Raw genomic sequence first — 15,959 nt, 5'->3', positions numbered from 1 at the left:
TGTACGAAAAAACAAACGAAAAGTATTCAAACAATTGTCACTTTTTTAAAAAATAACGTCATTTTCCGTAAAAATAACTATGGGTTGAAGAAATTTTGCTCTTGTTGTGGTTCTATAGATTGTATCGGCTGATAAATGATGATCGTTTATATAACTTTATTACTATTTTTTGTAAGTGTCTAATTAACTACTTCGGTGTTTTCGTTTGCCTTGTGTTATTCAGTACCCTAAAAAACCTTATGATATGCAAAATAACTGCTTCTAACAGATGACTGCGAGTTGACAGCGCTTTCTTTATTTTTTTGAAGAAAACGAGATGTTATCTTAAAAAAATCGTTTGAACATTTTCCGCAGTTTTTTAAAAGGGTTTGATTTTGTCTCCAGTACACGCGGGTCTTTTAAGGTTTTTTTCAATTCTTTCGCTACAGTCCCTCTTGCCATAGTCTTCACTCCTTCTTTCCATTTCATACCTTATATACGGAAAGAAAGAAGGAAAGGTTTCATGTGAAAGAAAAAAACCAAAGCAGGGGGCTTTGGTTTTAAGCGCGCTCTTCAAAGAGCCTGGCGATTTCAACAATGACGTTTACCGCCTTTTCCATATGATCGACGGAAATGTATTCATATTTTCCGTGGAAGTTTTGGCCGCCCGTGAAAATGTTCGGTGTCGGCAGTCCCATGTAAGAGAGCTGTGAGCCGTCGGTTCCGCCCCGGATCGGTTCGATAATCGGTTCGATGTCGAGGTTTTTCATGGCTTGATACGCGACATCGACTATCTCTTTGACCGGTTCGATTTTTTCTCTCATGTTGTAATATTGATCACGCAGTTCAAGCTTGATGCTTTCCTTCCCGTATTTGGCCGCCAGCGCATCGGCGGTTTTCTGCATATATTCTTTTCGTTCTGCGAAGCGGTCTCTGTCAAAATCTCTGATGATGTACGACAGGGCGGCTTCAGAAACGTCTCCGTCCATGGAAAGTAAATGATAGAAGCCTTCATACCCTTCCGTATATTCCGGCGCTTCTTCTTTCGGCAGCGCGTGATGAAATTCCATCGCGATTTTTGAAGCGTTGACCATTTTGTTTTTCGCCGTTCCCGGGTGGACGCTTTTTCCGTAACAAGTAAGCTTTGCGGCGGCTGCGTTAAAGCTTTCATATTGCAGTTCGCCGAGGGGGCCTCCGTCTATCGTGTAGGCGAACGCGGCGTTGAAGCGGCCGACATCGAATTTGTGAGGGCCTCTGCCGATTTCTTCATCAGGCGTGAACGCGACTCGGATCGTTCCGTGCTTGATGTCCGGATGTTTGATCAAGTACGCCATTGCCGTCATGATCTCGGCAATGCCCGCTTTGTTGTCGGCTCCGAGCAGCGTCGTGCCGTCTGTTGTAATCAGCGTCTGGCCTTTATAGCGGGAAAGCTCCGGGAATTGCTCAGGCGACAGGACGACATTGAGTTTGTCATTCAGAACGATATCATGCCCGTCGTAGCTTTCAATAATCTGAGGATTCACATTTTTTCCGGTAAAATCGGTCGCGGTATCCACGTGAGCCAGAAAACCGACAGTCGGCACGTCTTTATCCGTATTCGCCGGCAGAGTCGCCATGACGTACCCGTTGTCATCGACTGTAATTTCTGTCATGCCGATCGACTTTAATTCATCTGCCAGCATGTTGGCCAATGTCAGCTGGCCGGGGGTTGAAGGGCAGTTTTCATTGTTTTCGTCAGACTGTGTATCGACTTTTACGTAAGAGGTAAAGCGTTCAATGATTTCATTTTTCATACCGTCATCTCCTTTGTCTTATCTTACCATGCGCGGGGGAGGGATTTCTATTTCACAACCCGTTTGAATCGAGGGCTCTGTTTTTTACGCGAATGAAAATAAATTATGAAGAAACGATGACTAAACGATTAAACTTTTTGGAAATGGATGATTGAGGAAGAAAAAACCGATATAATATGGTCAATTCATTCAATAGGGGAGGCTTTCTTCATGGCGATTTTAGTGACAGGCGGAGCGGGTTATATCGGAAGCCACACATGTGTCGAGCTGTTAAACGGCGGCTATGACATCGTGGTTCTGGATAATCTGTCAAACAGTTCACCGGAAGCATTGGAGCGTGTGAAAGACATTACCGGAAAAGGGCTTGTGTTTTATGAAGCGGATCTCCTTGACCGTGCCGCCGTTCACCGGGTGTTTGCTGAAAATGAGATTGAAGCCGTCATTCATTTTGCGGGATTAAAAGCCGTCGGTGAGTCTGTGGCTGTTCCGCTCCGTTATTATCATAATAATCTGACGGGAACGTTTATTTTATGTGAAGCCATGCAGGCACACGGTGTGAAAAAAATCGTCTTCAGTTCTTCAGCGACGGTTTACGGCGTTCCGGAAACAACGCCGATCACTGAGGATTTTCCTTTAAGCGCCACCAATCCTTACGGGCAGACAAAGCTGATGCTGGAACAGATTTTACGCGATCTGCATAATGCGGACTCTGAATGGAGCATTGCGCTGCTCCGCTACTTTAATCCGTTCGGCGCGCACCCGAGCGGCCGGATCGGAGAAGACCCGAACGGCATCCCGAATAATTTAATGCCGTACGTCGCACAAGTCGCTGTGGGCAAGCTTGAGCGATTGCAGGTGTTCGGCAATGATTATCCGACAAAGGACGGCACCGGCGTGCGGGATTACATCCATGTCGTTGACCTTGCCGAGGGCCATGTCAAAGCGCTCGAAAAGGTGCTGAACACAACGGGCGCCGACGCCTATAATCTCGGCACAGGAAGAGGCTACAGCGTTCTGGAGATGGTCAAGGCGTTTGAAAAAGTATCAGGAAAAGAAGTGCCGTACCGTTTTGCCGACCGGCGCCCGGGAGACATCGCCGCATGCTTCGCAGACCCGGCAAAAGCGAAGGCTGAATTAGGCTGGGAAGCAAAGCGCGGGCTTGAAGAAATGTGCGCCGACTCTTGGAAGTGGCAGTCCTCCAATGTGAACGGGTACCAAAAGGTGTAAAAAGAAAGAGACCTTCAAATGATGAGGGTCTCTTTTGTTATGATGATTATTTAATTTTCACTTCAACATCGTTGCTGAACTTTAATTTCCAAGTGCCTTTAGAGTATGCGTTTTTATCCACTTCAAAAGCTTTTACGTCAGTCACTTTAATGTTCGGGTTCAAGTCACTTAAAATTTTACTGTTGTCTACTTTTGTTTCTGTTGCATAGCTTGAAGAAGCATCAATATCTGAATCATAAGATGTTCCTTTAGAATCTACTAATTTCGCTCTTGGAATGGAGAAAGAGCTTAACGGCTTGTTTGAAACATTTTTAACCGTGTATTGAACAGCTACGATAACGCCGCCGTCAGACGCTTTTTTCTCGACAAATTGAGAGCCTACTGAATCTCTTTTTTCCACTTTCGTAACAGTAACTTCAGTTTTCTCAGTCTTAACAGTGTCACCGATGTTATACAGTTTTTCTTTAGATTCCGCAGCTTTTGAAGACGCAGTTTTAGATGATGAAGAACCGCCTCCGCCGCCGATGTTTACGAGAATGATAATAACCACCACTGCCAGAAGCAATGTGATGATTTTATGTCTCATGAAAAAGTTTCTCTGATCTTTACCGCAGTTTGGGCATTTTTTAACGCCTTTAGCGATTTCTTTGCCGCACGCCTTACAAGACACCAGGTTGCCTGCCATAATATTTCCTCCTATGTAAACTATTTCTTAAAAACTACATACTATAATGCCTGTAAAATAACCTATAGTCAATAATATTTTGAGAAAAAAAGTATTTTAATGATTTTTTAGTCATGTATTTTAAGGTCCTTTTTAGTATCGGCAGATCGTTCGCATTTTCCATAGGTTTATTGAAAAAAGAGTGGTTGAACATGTTCATGATTTCCCGTATAATCTTGAAAGATAATATAAAAACTGAACATAAAAAACAGTGGTTTTCTAGGGTTCCGCAATGCTGAATTGGTCTGGACCGAGAGAAAACACACAGCAGGTTCCTGCTGTGACACGTTGGGATAAAAGCCCGGGAGTTTCTGCTCTTTTAATGAAGAGTGCTCTCCCGGGCTTTTTTGATTTTATAAAAAGGGAGTGTCTGGGATGAAAAAGAGATTGCTGGATGTGCTGATGCTGATTATTGGAGCTTTTATCTTTGCTTTGGCCGTTAATTTATTCGCCATTCCGAATGATCTTGGAGAGGGCGGGGTAACGGGAATCACCCTGATCTTGTACTATGTGTTTGAATGGTCGCCCGGGGTGACGAATATCATTTTGAACGGGATTTTATTGATTATCGGATATAAATTTTTAGACGGAAAAACAACGCTTTATACGATCATTACTGTTGTCGCCAACTCACTGTTTCTGCATCTGACGCATGATTGGCACTCGCCTTCACATGAACTCATTATTAATACTATTTTTGCGGGTGTGTTTGCCGGTGTCGGAATCGGGATCATTATTCGAGTCGGTGGCACGACTGCGGGTTCTGCCATTTTGGCGAGGATTGCGAACAAATATCTCGATTGGAATATCAGCTATGCGCTTTTGTTCTTTGATCTGATTGTCGTCTTCAGTTCTTATTTCATCATCGGTGCGGAAAAAATGATGTTTACCATTGTTATGCTGTACATCGGAACGAAGGTGATGGACTTTATCATTGAAGGCCTGAATACGAAAAAAGCGGTGACAATTATATCTGAGCATAAGCACGAAATCGCTGAACAGGTCAACACGCTGATGGACAGAGGGGTTACGCTGCTGTCGGGTAAAGGAAATTACACGGGGCAGTCGAAGGAAATTTTATATATCGTCATCCAGAAACAAGAGCTTTCCATGCTCAAAAAAATTATTAAAAGCTGTGATACAAAAGCGTTTGTCATTGTTCATGATGTGCGTGATGTCTTTGGTGAAGGCTTCGTCGATATCTCTAAATAAAAAGGATCCCTCTGCCGGCGCGGAGGGTTTTTTTCTTATGCCGGCAGAAGCGGTTATATCCGTTTCCCGGGAAATAGCCTGAAAGCTGTTTCTTAAAACGAAGTGGATACAATCGGCCGGACGTTTTATACTGAAAATATGATAGAGCGATAGAAAGGAGCGCATATGAACCCGTTATTGGCAATTTACCCGAGGGCTGTGTTGTCTGATACGTGCTGTACGGCGGAGGATGTCTTTTGCTTTTATGATGAGAAAAGGCGGGTCTATGTCGCCATTCCGAAGGAGGATATCACCCCGAAGGAGAAACTGCTTCTGGAATCATTTTTGACGCCCGCTGAAGAAAAAGGCGTTTTTTTTCCGGAGACGGCGGCAGCAAAGAGGTGGCGGCGTTTTCTGCTGGAAGAAGGTCCGGTGCCTGATGTCAAGGAGCCGCGTGTCCGTTTTATCCATTATGACTTATTGGGAGAACGGGACTTGGGGGCATTTACGGAAGCGCTGCGCCATTTCTGGCCGGTTTCATATACAGTTGTCCGGACGGGGAGGGATCATGGCGTGATTGTGGAGGAAGAAAAGCTGGAAGCGCCAGATTCGGATGACATCGCATCTTTTGTGAAGATTCTCGAAGGCGATTTTTATTTCAGTGTCCGTTTTTTCGTCGGAAGGTATTACTGCAAGGGGGAACGTCTGCGCCTTCATTATCAGAGAGAACAGCAATATTGTCAGATCGGCCGGCGTCATCTCCCGCAGCTGAGCACGCTGACCGCGGAAACGGTATTTCCGGCCATGCTCACGGAGGAAAGCAGAGAAAAGCTCTCAGCCTTGCTTCACGAAGAAGCGGCGCTGCTGTTTCAGAAAGAACCGGAGCTGAAGCATACGATTCAGACTTTTATTGAACATAACTCGAACATGTCGCTCACATCGAAAAAACTGCATTTGCACCGCAACAGTCTTCAATATCGGATTGATAAATTTGCGGAACGCTCAGGTATTGATATTAAGACATATCGGGGCGCCCTGCTGGCTTATTTCATTTGTCTGCAATATGAAAAATCACATTAAATGGGAAATGTGCACGAAGGCAGCGGACTTTTTTTATGAACATTGCCTATATCCGCCGCCGTCTGACGCTGTTACAATCCTATTTAAGAAAGCGTTTACAAATAAAGGGGGATATACATGGCGGAACTTCGGCTCGAGCATATTTATAAGTATTACGATCAAAAAGAAGCGGCTGTCGATGATTTTAACCTTCATATTAAAGATAAAGAGTTTATCGTGTTTGTCGGTCCGTCGGGTTGCGGCAAGTCGACAACTTTGCGGATGGTAGCCGGGCTGGAAGACATTACGAAGGGCGATTTCTATATCGGTGACACGAGAGTGAATGACATCGCTCCTAAAGACAGGGATATCGCCATGGTGTTTCAAAACTATGCGTTATATCCGCACATGACGGTCTATGATAATATCGCATTCGGTCTGAAGCTGAGGAAGATGCCGAAACCGGAGATTAAAAAACGGGTTGAAGAAGCGGCGAAAATGCTGGGGCTCACAGAGTATCTGCACCGCAAACCGAAGGCGCTCTCCGGCGGACAGCGTCAGCGGGTTGCATTAGGGCGGGCGATTGTCAGGGACGCCAAAGTGTTCTTAATGGATGAGCCGCTGTCAAATCTGGACGCAAAGCTTCGGGTGCAGATGCGGGCAGAAATTATTAAGCTCCACCAAAGGCTGCAAACAACCACAATCTATGTGACGCACGACCAAACAGAAGCACTGACGATGGCGACACGCATCGTAGTCATGAAGGACGGAAAAATTCAGCAGATCGGCACCCCGAAAGAAGTGTATGAACATCCTGAAAACGTATTTGTCGGCGGGTTCATCGGCTCCCCGGCGATGAACTTTTTCAAAGGAAAGCTGACGGACGGCGCCATTCAGATCGGTTCAGCCGCTCTCAGCGTGCCGGAAGGGAAAATGAAAATGCTCCGGGAAAAAGGGTATGCCGGCAAAGATATCATCTTCGGCATCCGCCCGGAAGACATACATGACGAGCTGATTGTGGTAGAATCTTATAAGAATTCATCCATCACAGCTAAAATCAATGTCGCGGAATTGCTCGGGTCAGAAATTATGGTTTATTCCCGGATCGGGGATCAGGATTTTATCGCCCGGATTGACGCCCGCCATGACATTCGTGCCGGTGAGGAATTGACCGTCGCTTTCGACATGAATAAGGCTCACTTTTTTGACAGTGAAACAGAAATCAGAATCCGCTCATAACGCAAAGCCGGACAGCTGGATGTCCGGTTTTTTTGATGTAACAATTTATGACGCATATCCGATATAAAAAGTAAATAGAAGACAGAAAGCAGGAAAACGATGAAACGCATGATCATGTGCATGTGCCTTTTGGCTGCCGTGTTTACACTTGCCGCCTGCTCGGGTCATGAGGCAAGCGCCGAACAAAGCATTCCGAAGGCAGAAGCGCACAGCGAAAAAAAGTCCGTAAAGCGGCAAATCAAAAAAGAGCCGGATACGTCCGCCTGGGTTCAAACGAAAGGGACGGCGAGACTGCCGATTCTGATGTATCACAGCATTTCAGAGGGAAACAGCCTGCGTGTGCCGAAGGAAGAATTCCGGCAGCATATGAAGTGGCTTCATGATCACGGCTATTATACGATGACTCCTGAAGAAGCCTATCTGATGCTGACGGAGGATAAGGAGCCGCGTGAAAAATGTGTTCTGATCACATTTGATGACGGCTATACAGACAATGTGAAAGCGGCCTATCCCATTTTAAAGAAATACAAGATGAAAGCGACAATCTTTATGATCGGAAACTTTATCGGGCATAAGAATCATCTGACTGAGAAGCAGATGAAGGAGATGGCCGCCCACGGCATTTCCATTCAGAGCCATACGATGAACCATCTCGAATTGAACGGGCTCACACCGCAGCAGCAGCGACGTGAAATGAAGGACTCTAAGCGTTTATTTGATCAAATGTTCGGGCAGCGGACGTCTATGATCAGCTACCCTGTCGGACGATATAATAAAGAAACATTTAAAGCCGCCGCCTCGTCAGGCTACCGTATGGCGGTCACGACAGAGCCGGGAGCGGCGTCTAGAGATCAGGGGCTTTACGGGCTTCACCGCGTCCGTGTGTCGCCGGGCATGTCCGGCGCGGCATTCGGCTCTTATATTCAAAATGTGATGAAATAACAAAGCCTCCGCATATGCGGAGGCTTTTTTTCAGTTTAATAGAATTGATGAAGCAGCAGAAGGGTGACGCTCACGGTAATCGCTCCGCCGATTCTGGTCGACACTTGGGCGAACGGCATAAGCTCAAGCCGTTCAGCGGCGCTCAAGATCGCGACGTCGCCGGTGCCGCCCTGGCCGGAATGGCAGGCATTAATAACCGCCGTCTCAATCGGGTACAGATTCAGCCATTTTCCGGTCAGAAAACCGACGGCCATCATCGTGACGACGATTGATAAAATGGTAATGATGTTGCTGATCGTAAACGCCGCAATCAGCTTGTCCCACGGTGTCATTGAAACGCCGATCGCAAATAAGAGCGGATAGGTCACGGCTGTCGAGAAAAAGCGCGAGACGCCGAAGGCTCCGTTTTCAATCGAAGCCGGCGCCAGCCTGAACAGCTTAATGAGAACGGCAAGGACGAGCATCACGACTGGAGCCGGAAGCTGAAAGAAATCATGCGCCAGCATGCCGACCAAATAAAGGGAAACCGCTAAAATACCGCCCGAAGCGAAAAAGGACAAATCAAACGTTTTATCATCGGCCGGCTGTTCCAATGCGGGAGCGGAATGATCAGACTTATCAACCTTCCCGTTGCCCGTCCATTCCGGTTTGCGTTTCCCGATGACATTCAGCAAACCCGATAACATAATGGCGCACAGGCTGCCGAGCATGATGGACGGCAGCACAAGCGCAAAGGCGTCTCCCTGGGACATCGGCATAATATCGGAGTAGCCGATGGATAAAGGAATCGCGCCTTCACCGACACCCCCCGCCATAATCGGAACGACGATATAAAGCAGCGTGTGCTGAAAGCCGAGCCCGAGCAGCGTCCCGACGCATAAGCCGACGATGGCGGCCGCGATAGAGCCGGCGATCAGCGGAATAAAAATCTTAACGAAAGCTTTGACGAGCGTCTCTCTTTTCATCCCGAGAATACTGCCGACGACGATACCGGCAATAAATAGATAGAGAAAGTTGGAGCTTTCCGTGAATTCTGTTGTTGAAGTAATAATGTCTTTCGGAAGCAGGTGGTAGTAGACGACAGCGGATGGAATAAAGGTTGCGAGAATCGCAGGGCCGCCGATGGACCGCACGATCGGAATGGATTTTCCGATCTGGCCGAAGGTAAATCCGAAAAAACTCATGACGGCAATTGATGTCAGAATGTCGCTTTTTACATCACGGCTCATGACAAACACCGTAATAAGCAAGAAAAGCAGGATATAGATAGGAAGAGGAATAATGCCGATTCTTATATTCATTGTTCTGGCAAACCAGTTATCAGTCCGTTCCTGTTTTTGGATTGAATCCGTTTGCAATTTTGGTTGAAGTTCTCCCATGCTTGTTCCCCCAGTCGTTATGTAGTGAAAAAATATCCCCATTTAAAGTATACTAAAAAATTTAAATTGTTCATATATTATGAATTTACTAGAGGACATGCTTTCTTCACATTTTCTTTCTCAAAATGGTGATTTGGCGGGCTTTTTCACCGAGAAAAGCATTTTGTTCGCCACACGAATAAAAAAGAGGTACGATATCAAAGGGACAAATATCCTAGGTGCTGACATAAAATCTCTACAAATCCGACAATAATCAGTCACAATTTCAGCCTTATTTTAGGTATATTGATCTTTTTTTTTAGGCTGAATCGTTGTAAAGTAATGATATTGAATCATTTCTATGACAGCCGCTGTCCCCCAGGGTGTACAGGCTGATATTTCAATAGTTTTGACGAATTTGTGAAACATTGAGCAAATATATCATTTTTTGTGAAATACCGAGCAATGATTTCACTATGTTTGTGAAATGTTGAGCAATTTACCAGATTGGAGGAAAAACATCATGAGTGAGTTGGTATTAGCCCGCATTCAATTTGCATCTACAACATTGTTTCACTTCTTGTTTGTGCCTATGTCTATCGGGCTTGTGTTTATGGTTGCTTTGATGGAGACGCTTTACGTTGTCAAAAAACAAGAGACCTATCTCAAAATGGCTAAATTTTGGGGGCATCTCTTTTTAATTAACTTTGCTGTCGGCGTCGTCACAGGGATTCTTCAGGAATTCCAGTTCGGATTGAACTGGTCTGATTATTCCCGTTTTGTCGGGGACGTATTTGGGGCTCCGCTTGCGATTGAAGCGCTTTTGGCGTTTTTTATGGAGTCTATTTTTATCGGATTATGGATTTTCGGCTGGGACCGTTTATCTAAAAAAGTGCATTTGCTTTGCATTTGGCTTGTATCCTTCGGAACGATTATGTCATCTTTCTGGATTTTGACGGCAAACTCATTCATGCAGGAGCCGGTCGGCTTTACGATTAAAAACGGCCGCGCGGAAATGAATGACTTCGGAGCGCTTTTGACAAACCCTCAGCTTTGGGTTGAATTCCCTCACGTCATTTTCGGAGCGCTTGCGACGGGTGCTTTCTTTATCGCCGGTGTCAGCGCATTTAAATTATTGAAGAAAAAAGAAGTGCCTTTCTTCCATAAATCTTTCAAGCTTTCGATGATTGTCGGTCTGATCGCCGGTATCGGCGTTGCGTTCAGCGGACACATGCAGGCTGAGCATTTAATGGAATCGCAGCCGATGAAAATGGCCGCCAGTGAAGCGCTTTGGGATGACAGCGGTGATCCTGCCGCGTGGACGGCTTTTGCGAATATTGATACGAATAAAGAAAAAAACACATCAGAAATTTCAATTCCTTACGCACTGAGCTACTTGGCTTACCAGAAGTTCAGCGGCAGTGTGAAAGGGATGAAAACACTTCAAAAAGAATATGAAAAAACGTACGGAAAAGGCGACTATATCCCGCCTGTTAAAACGACGTTCTGGAGTTTCCGCATTATGGCGGGAGCGGGTGCGCTTATGATTTTTGCCGCGATTGCAGGCTTTATTCTGAACCGCCGCAAAAAGCTTCATACGAGCAAGTGGTATTTACGGGGCATGATCGCACTGATCGCATTCCCGTTCATTGCGAACTCTGCCGGATGGATTATGACTGAAATCGGCCGCCAGCCGTGGACGGTTATGGGGCAAATGACAACCGCACAATCCGTTTCGCCTAACGTAACGACGGGATCTCTGCTGTTTTCAATTATCGGTTTCGGCGTCATGTACTTGATTTTAGGCGCGCTGCTTGTCTTCCTATTCGTTCGTGAAATTAAAAAAGGTGCGGACCATGATGATCACAAGGATGTTCCTGTATCAACGGATCCGTTCAGTCAGGAGGTCTACCATGGGGTCACTTCATGATCTTTGGTTTGTACTCGTTTCAGTTTTGTTTGTCGGATTTTTCTTTTTAGAAGGTTTTGATTTCGGTGTCGGCATTTCGACCCGATTTCTTGGCCATAATGAATTAGAACGCAGAGTGCTGATTAACACCATCGGCCCGTTCTGGGATGCGAATGAGGTATGGCTGCTGACAGGTACGGGAGCGATCTTCGCGGCATTCCCGAACTGGTATGCGACGATGCTGAGCGGATATTATATTCCGTTTATCATCATCCTTCTTGCTTTAATGGGCCGCGGGGTGGCGTTTGAATTCCGCGGAAAAGTGAATCATTTAAAATGGGTCAAAACATGGGACTGGGTGATTTTCTTCGGCAGCCTTATCCCGCCGTTTGTATTCGGCCTTATCTTCACAAGCTTGTTCCGCGGCATGCCGATTGACGGCCATATGAATATGCATGCGGGTTTCTCAGATATTGTGAACGTGTATTCCGTCCTTGGCGGAGCAGCCGTCACCCTTCTTTCATTCCTGCACGGTTTAATGTTTGTCACACTGCGCACGATCGGTGATTTACAAGAGCGTGCGAGAAAAATGGCAAAACGCGTAATCGGTGTTATCTTTCTTGTTGTACTTGCTTTCTTTGCGATGTCTGCATACGATACGGATATGTTTACACGCCGGGCAAACATCACGATTCCGGTATTCGTGCTGATTGTCATCTGCAACGTTCTTGCTGTTGTGTTCATGAGCAAGAAAAAAGACGGCTGGGCATTCGGTATGACCGGCGCGGGTCTTGCTTTGACAGTTGCGATGATTTTTATCTCTCTGTTCCCTCGCGTCATGGTCAGCTCGCTGAAAAGCGCGTATGACTTAACAGTAGCTAACGCGTCTTCCGGTGATTATTCACTTAAGGTCATGACAATTGTTGCACTGACTCTGCTGCCGTTTGTCATCGGCAGTCAGATCTGGAGCTATTATGTCTTCCGGAAACGCGTCAGCCATAAGGAGCCTATGACTTATTAATGGGAAAAGACCTGTTTCTTTATAAAGGAATGAAGCGGATTCTTGCGATCATTACGGGATTAACGATTATACAAACGGCCGCCATCATCTTGCAGGCGGAATGGCTGAGCCAGGCGGTAACCGGATTATTTAACGGGAAGCGGATTGCTTCTCTTTATCCGGTTATCGGCTTTTTCCTGCTTGCGTTTTTGGTCCGGCATGCGGTAACCGCGGTCCGGCAGAAAATCGTGTACCAATATGCCGCGCAAACCGGCGCAGACTTAAGAAAAAGATTTCTTGAGCAATTGTTCCGTCTCGGCCCCCGCTTTGCGAAAAAAGAGGGGACGGGCCGGATGGTGACGCTGGCGATGGAAGGCATCAGCCAGTTCCGCCGTTATTTAGAGCTGTTTCTGCCGAAAATGGTCAGCATGGCGATTGTGCCGGCGGCCGTTGTTATTTACGTGTTTTTTCAGGATAAAACATCGGCTTTGATTCTGATTCTTGCGCTTCCGATTTTGATTGTATTTATGATCCTGCTCGGACTTGTCGCACAGAAAAAAGCCGATCGCCAATGGAAGTCCTATCAGACGCTTTCCAATCATTTCGTGGATTCGCTCCGCGGACTGGAGACATTGCGGTTTTTAGGGTTAAGCAAATCACACAGTAAAAACATCTTTCATGTCAGTGAGAGATACCGCAAGGCGACGATGAGCACGCTCCGGGTCGCGTTTTTATCATCATTCGCCCTGGATTTCTTTACGATGCTGTCGGTGGCGACAGTGGCTGTGTTTCTCGGCCTGCGGCTGATAGACGGACAAATTCTGCTCGGTCCGGCATTGACAGCGCTGATTCTCGCGCCTGAATATTTTCTCCCGGTCCGCGAAGTGGGAAATGATTACCACGCGACGTTAAACGGGCAGGAGGCGGGGAAAACCATTCAAGCGATTTTGGCGCAGCCCGGTTTTAAAGAAGAAAAGCCGCTCGAACTTGATACGTGGACTGACGGGGATGAATTACAGCTTACGCGTTTGTCCGTCCGAGAATCGATGTCTGAATTTCATCTGTCCTTTAAAGGGAAGAAGAAAATCGGAATTATCGGGGAAAGCGGTGCGGGAAAATCGACACTCATTGATGTGCTGGGCGGCTTTTTAGAGCCTGCGTCCGGTGAGATCAAGGTAAACGGTGAATCCCGCTCGCATCTGCAGTCAGACGGCTGGCAGAAGCAGCTGCTTTATATCCCGCAGCATCCGTACATTTTTGATGACACGCTTATGAATAATATCCGGTTTTATCATCCTGATGCTTCCCGTGAGGAAACGGCGCGCGCTGCTGATTCAGCGGGTCTTTCCGGACTGATCCGCGATCTGCCCGGCGGCCTTGACGGCCGGATCGGCGAGGGCGGACGGGCGCTCAGCGGAGGGCAGGCTCAGCGTGTCGCGCTGGCCAGAGCCTTTTTAGGAAACCGGCCGATTCTCCTTTTGGATGAGCCGACCGCTCACCTTGATATTGAAACAGAATATGAAATAAAAGAAACGATGAAAGACCTGTTTGAAAACAAACTTGTCTTTCTGGCCACTCACCGTCTTCACTGGATGCTTGAGATGGACGAAATTATCGTGCTTGATGACGGCGCGGCGGCGGAAATCGGCACCCACGACGAATTGATGGCGAAACAAGGCGTATATGCCAAACTTGTAAAGGCGCAACTGGGGGAAAGAACATGAGAAAAGAAGAATGGATTCTGCCGTATATAAAGCAAAATGCCCGTTTGTTTGTTCTTGTGATTTTTTTAGGCGCGGTGACGATTTTTTCGGCGGCCTTTCTCATGTTCACTTCCGGTTTTTTGATCTCTAAGTCGGCGACAAGGCCTGAGAATATCCTGCTGGTGTACGTTCCGATTGTGGCCGTGCGCACCTTCGGGATTGCCCGTTCAGTCTCACGGTACGCCGAGCGCCTGACGGGGCACCATATCATTTTGAAAATCGTGTCCGATATGAGGGTGCGGCTTTACAATATGCTGGAGCCGGCCTCGCTCATGCTTTCATCCCGTTTTCGGACGGGCGACATGCTCGGCATTTTGGCTGAGGATATTGAGCATTTGCAGGATGCGTTTTTAAAAACGATTTTCCCGGCGGTTTCCGCTTTGCTGCTGTATGCGGCATCCGTTATCGGACTCGGCTTTTTTTCCTGGCCGTTTGCCGCTTTTGCGGCGATTTACCTGTTTATATTGGTTGTATTGTTTCCGGTTGTGTCGCTTCTTGTGACGAGAGCGAAAAACATGAGGCTGAAAAGCGGCCGGAATACGCTCTACAGCCGGCTGACAGATGCCGTGCTCGGCGTGAGCGACTGGATGTTCTCGGGACGACAGGCGGCCTTTATTTCCTCTTATGAAGAGAAAGAGAAGGCATGGTTTGACCTTGAAAGCAAGCGTCAGCGGTTTACGAGATGGCGTGATCTCGCCGCGCAATGCCTTGTCGGCGGCTTCATATTGATCATGCTGTTCTGGACGGCGGGTCAGTATGCGGACGGCAGCATCGCCAACACGATGATCGCAGCCTTTGTGCTTGTCGTATTTCCATTGACGGAGGCGTTTCTGCCCCTTTCGGATGCGCTGACGGAAGTGCCTTCTTATCAGGATTCCATCAAAAGAATGAGTAAGGCGGCTCCGGAGCTGCGAAGTCGTGAGGTGAAGCAGACAGATGAGATACTGGATGTATCCGATGTGACACTTACATTTGATAACGTGACGTTTTCTTATGATCAGCACAGTCATGTGCTTGACCGTTTTTCCTTCACTCTCCGCCAGGGGGAAAAAATGGCGCTGCTCGGCAGGAGCGGCTCCGGTAAGTCGACCTCTCTCGCTTTAATTGAAGGCGCCTTAGTTCCCGATTCGGGCAAGGTGATGCTGAACGGGCTGGAAACTGCGGCCGTGCAGGAACAGATTTCCTCAGCGGTGGCCGTTTTGAATCAGAAACCTCATCTCTTTAACACGAGCATTATGAACAATATCCGGCTCGGAAACGGCAAGGCGAGTGATGAAGATGTTAAGCGTGCGGCTCGGCAAGTGAAGCTGCATGATTATATTGAATCACTGCCTGACGGATATGAAACGTCCGTGCAGGAGACGGGGATTCGTTTCTCAGGAGGAGAACGGCAGCGGATCGCGCTTGCCCGTATTCTGCTCCAAGATACGCCGGTCATTATCCTTGATGAACCGACGGTCGGCCTTGATGCGGTCACTGAACGTGAATTGCTTGATACGATTTTTGATGTTTTTAAAGAGAAAACGATCCTCTGGATTACACACCATTTAGCGGGTGTGGAAACAGCTGATAAAATCGTCTTTTTAGAAAATGGAAAAGCAGAAATGGAAGGAACCCATCAAGAGCTGCTTGCAGAAAACGAACGGTACCGAAAGCTTTACCGTCTTGATGTTCCGATCAGAACATAAACAGCCGCAAACGAGCGGCTGTTTTTTTGTGCGGTTTAAAATCTCTTCTTGTTTGGAATATAAATAGGAGACAGAAGAGGAGGTACA

12 protein-coding genes and 1 riboswitch are annotated in these 15,959 nt (G+C 47.0%); of the genes, 9 read left to right on the top strand and 3 right to left on the bottom strand.

Features of this window, described 5'->3' with window-relative positions:
- Positions 1-539: 539 nt before the first annotated feature.
- Positions 540-1,772 (bottom strand): peptidase T, encoded by a 1,233-nt coding sequence (gene pepT / locus AC2CGA_RS10615; protein ID WP_003150810.1) that lies wholly within the window; start codon positions 1,770-1,772, stop codon positions 540-542.
- 210 nt (positions 1,773-1,982) lie between these two features.
- Here pepT and galE point away from each other — a divergent pair, with 210 nt between their 5' ends.
- Entirely contained in the window at positions 1,983-2,999 is a 1,017-nt protein-coding gene (galE, locus tag AC2CGA_RS10610; protein ID WP_003150811.1) for a UDP-glucose 4-epimerase GalE, read from the top strand.
- 46 nt (positions 3,000-3,045) lie between these two features.
- On the opposite strand, the gene AC2CGA_RS10605 is transcribed toward galE, so the two are convergent.
- Complete coding sequence (locus AC2CGA_RS10605; protein ID WP_119834765.1) at positions 3,046-3,585, bottom strand: DUF4352 domain-containing protein; 540 nt, start codon at positions 3,583-3,585, stop codon at positions 3,046-3,048.
- Positions 3,586-3,931: 346 nt separating this feature from the next.
- Positions 3,932-4,033: riboswitch (guanidine-I (ykkC/yxkD leader) on the top strand.
- A 65-nt stretch (positions 4,034-4,098) separates the two neighbouring features.
- On the opposite strand from AC2CGA_RS10605, the gene AC2CGA_RS10600 reads away from it, so the two are divergent.
- From AC2CGA_RS10600 to AC2CGA_RS10585, 4 genes are all read left to right on the top strand, one after another.
- Complete coding sequence (locus AC2CGA_RS10600; protein WP_003150818.1) at positions 4,099-4,935, top strand: YitT family protein; 837 nt, start codon at positions 4,099-4,101, stop codon at positions 4,933-4,935.
- A 165-nt stretch (positions 4,936-5,100) separates the two neighbouring features.
- A complete protein-coding gene (locus AC2CGA_RS10595) occupies positions 5,101-5,994 on the top strand; it encodes a PucR family transcriptional regulator (RefSeq protein ID WP_201489118.1) in 894 nt (297 codons plus the stop codon).
- A 117-nt stretch (positions 5,995-6,111) separates the two neighbouring features.
- Positions 6,112-7,212, top strand: coding sequence for an ABC transporter ATP-binding protein (locus AC2CGA_RS10590; RefSeq protein ID WP_014306096.1), 1,101 nt, complete (start codon positions 6,112-6,114; stop codon positions 7,210-7,212).
- 99 nt (positions 7,213-7,311) lie between these two features.
- The gene (locus tag AC2CGA_RS10585) at positions 7,312-8,154 is read left to right on the top strand and encodes a polysaccharide deacetylase family protein (protein ID WP_014306095.1); all 843 of its coding nucleotides are present in this window, start codon (positions 7,312-7,314) and stop codon (positions 8,152-8,154) included.
- Between the two features lie 35 nt (positions 8,155-8,189).
- Here the strand turns inward: AC2CGA_RS10585 and cimH are convergent, their stop codons facing one another.
- Entirely contained in the window at positions 8,190-9,533 is a 1,344-nt protein-coding gene (gene cimH / locus AC2CGA_RS10580) for a citrate/malate transporter CimH (protein ID WP_320291681.1), read from the bottom strand.
- A 502-nt stretch (positions 9,534-10,035) separates the two neighbouring features.
- On the opposite strand from cimH, the gene AC2CGA_RS10575 reads away from it, so the two are divergent.
- Genes AC2CGA_RS10575 through cydC form a run of 4 tightly spaced genes read left to right on the top strand, consistent with a single transcriptional unit; the run spans position 10,036 to position 15,872 of the window.
- Positions 10,036-11,442, top strand: coding sequence for a cytochrome ubiquinol oxidase subunit I (locus AC2CGA_RS10575; protein WP_014306093.1), 1,407 nt, complete (start codon positions 10,036-10,038; stop codon positions 11,440-11,442).
- Positions 11,426-12,442: a cytochrome d ubiquinol oxidase subunit II gene (gene cydB, locus AC2CGA_RS10570; RefSeq protein WP_015387513.1), complete on the top strand. Its 1,017-nt coding sequence runs from the start codon at positions 11,426-11,428 to the stop codon at positions 12,440-12,442. Before AC2CGA_RS10575 ends, cydB begins: the two co-directional genes overlap by 17 nt.
- Positions 12,442-14,145, top strand: coding sequence for a thiol reductant ABC exporter subunit CydD (gene cydD, locus AC2CGA_RS10565; protein WP_024085966.1), 1,704 nt, complete (start codon positions 12,442-12,444; stop codon positions 14,143-14,145). The genes cydB and cydD overlap by 1 nt, the downstream gene beginning before the upstream one ends.
- Positions 14,142-15,872 (top strand): thiol reductant ABC exporter subunit CydC, encoded by a 1,731-nt coding sequence (gene cydC / locus AC2CGA_RS10560; protein WP_003150835.1) that lies wholly within the window; start codon positions 14,142-14,144, stop codon positions 15,870-15,872. Before cydD ends, cydC begins: the two co-directional genes overlap by 4 nt.
- Positions 15,873-15,959 lie beyond the last annotated feature (87 nt).

The sequence above is a fragment of the Bacillus sp. SYZHCR11 genome (assembly GCF_057196865.1).
This window is presented reverse-complemented; position numbering and strand designations above follow the sequence as displayed.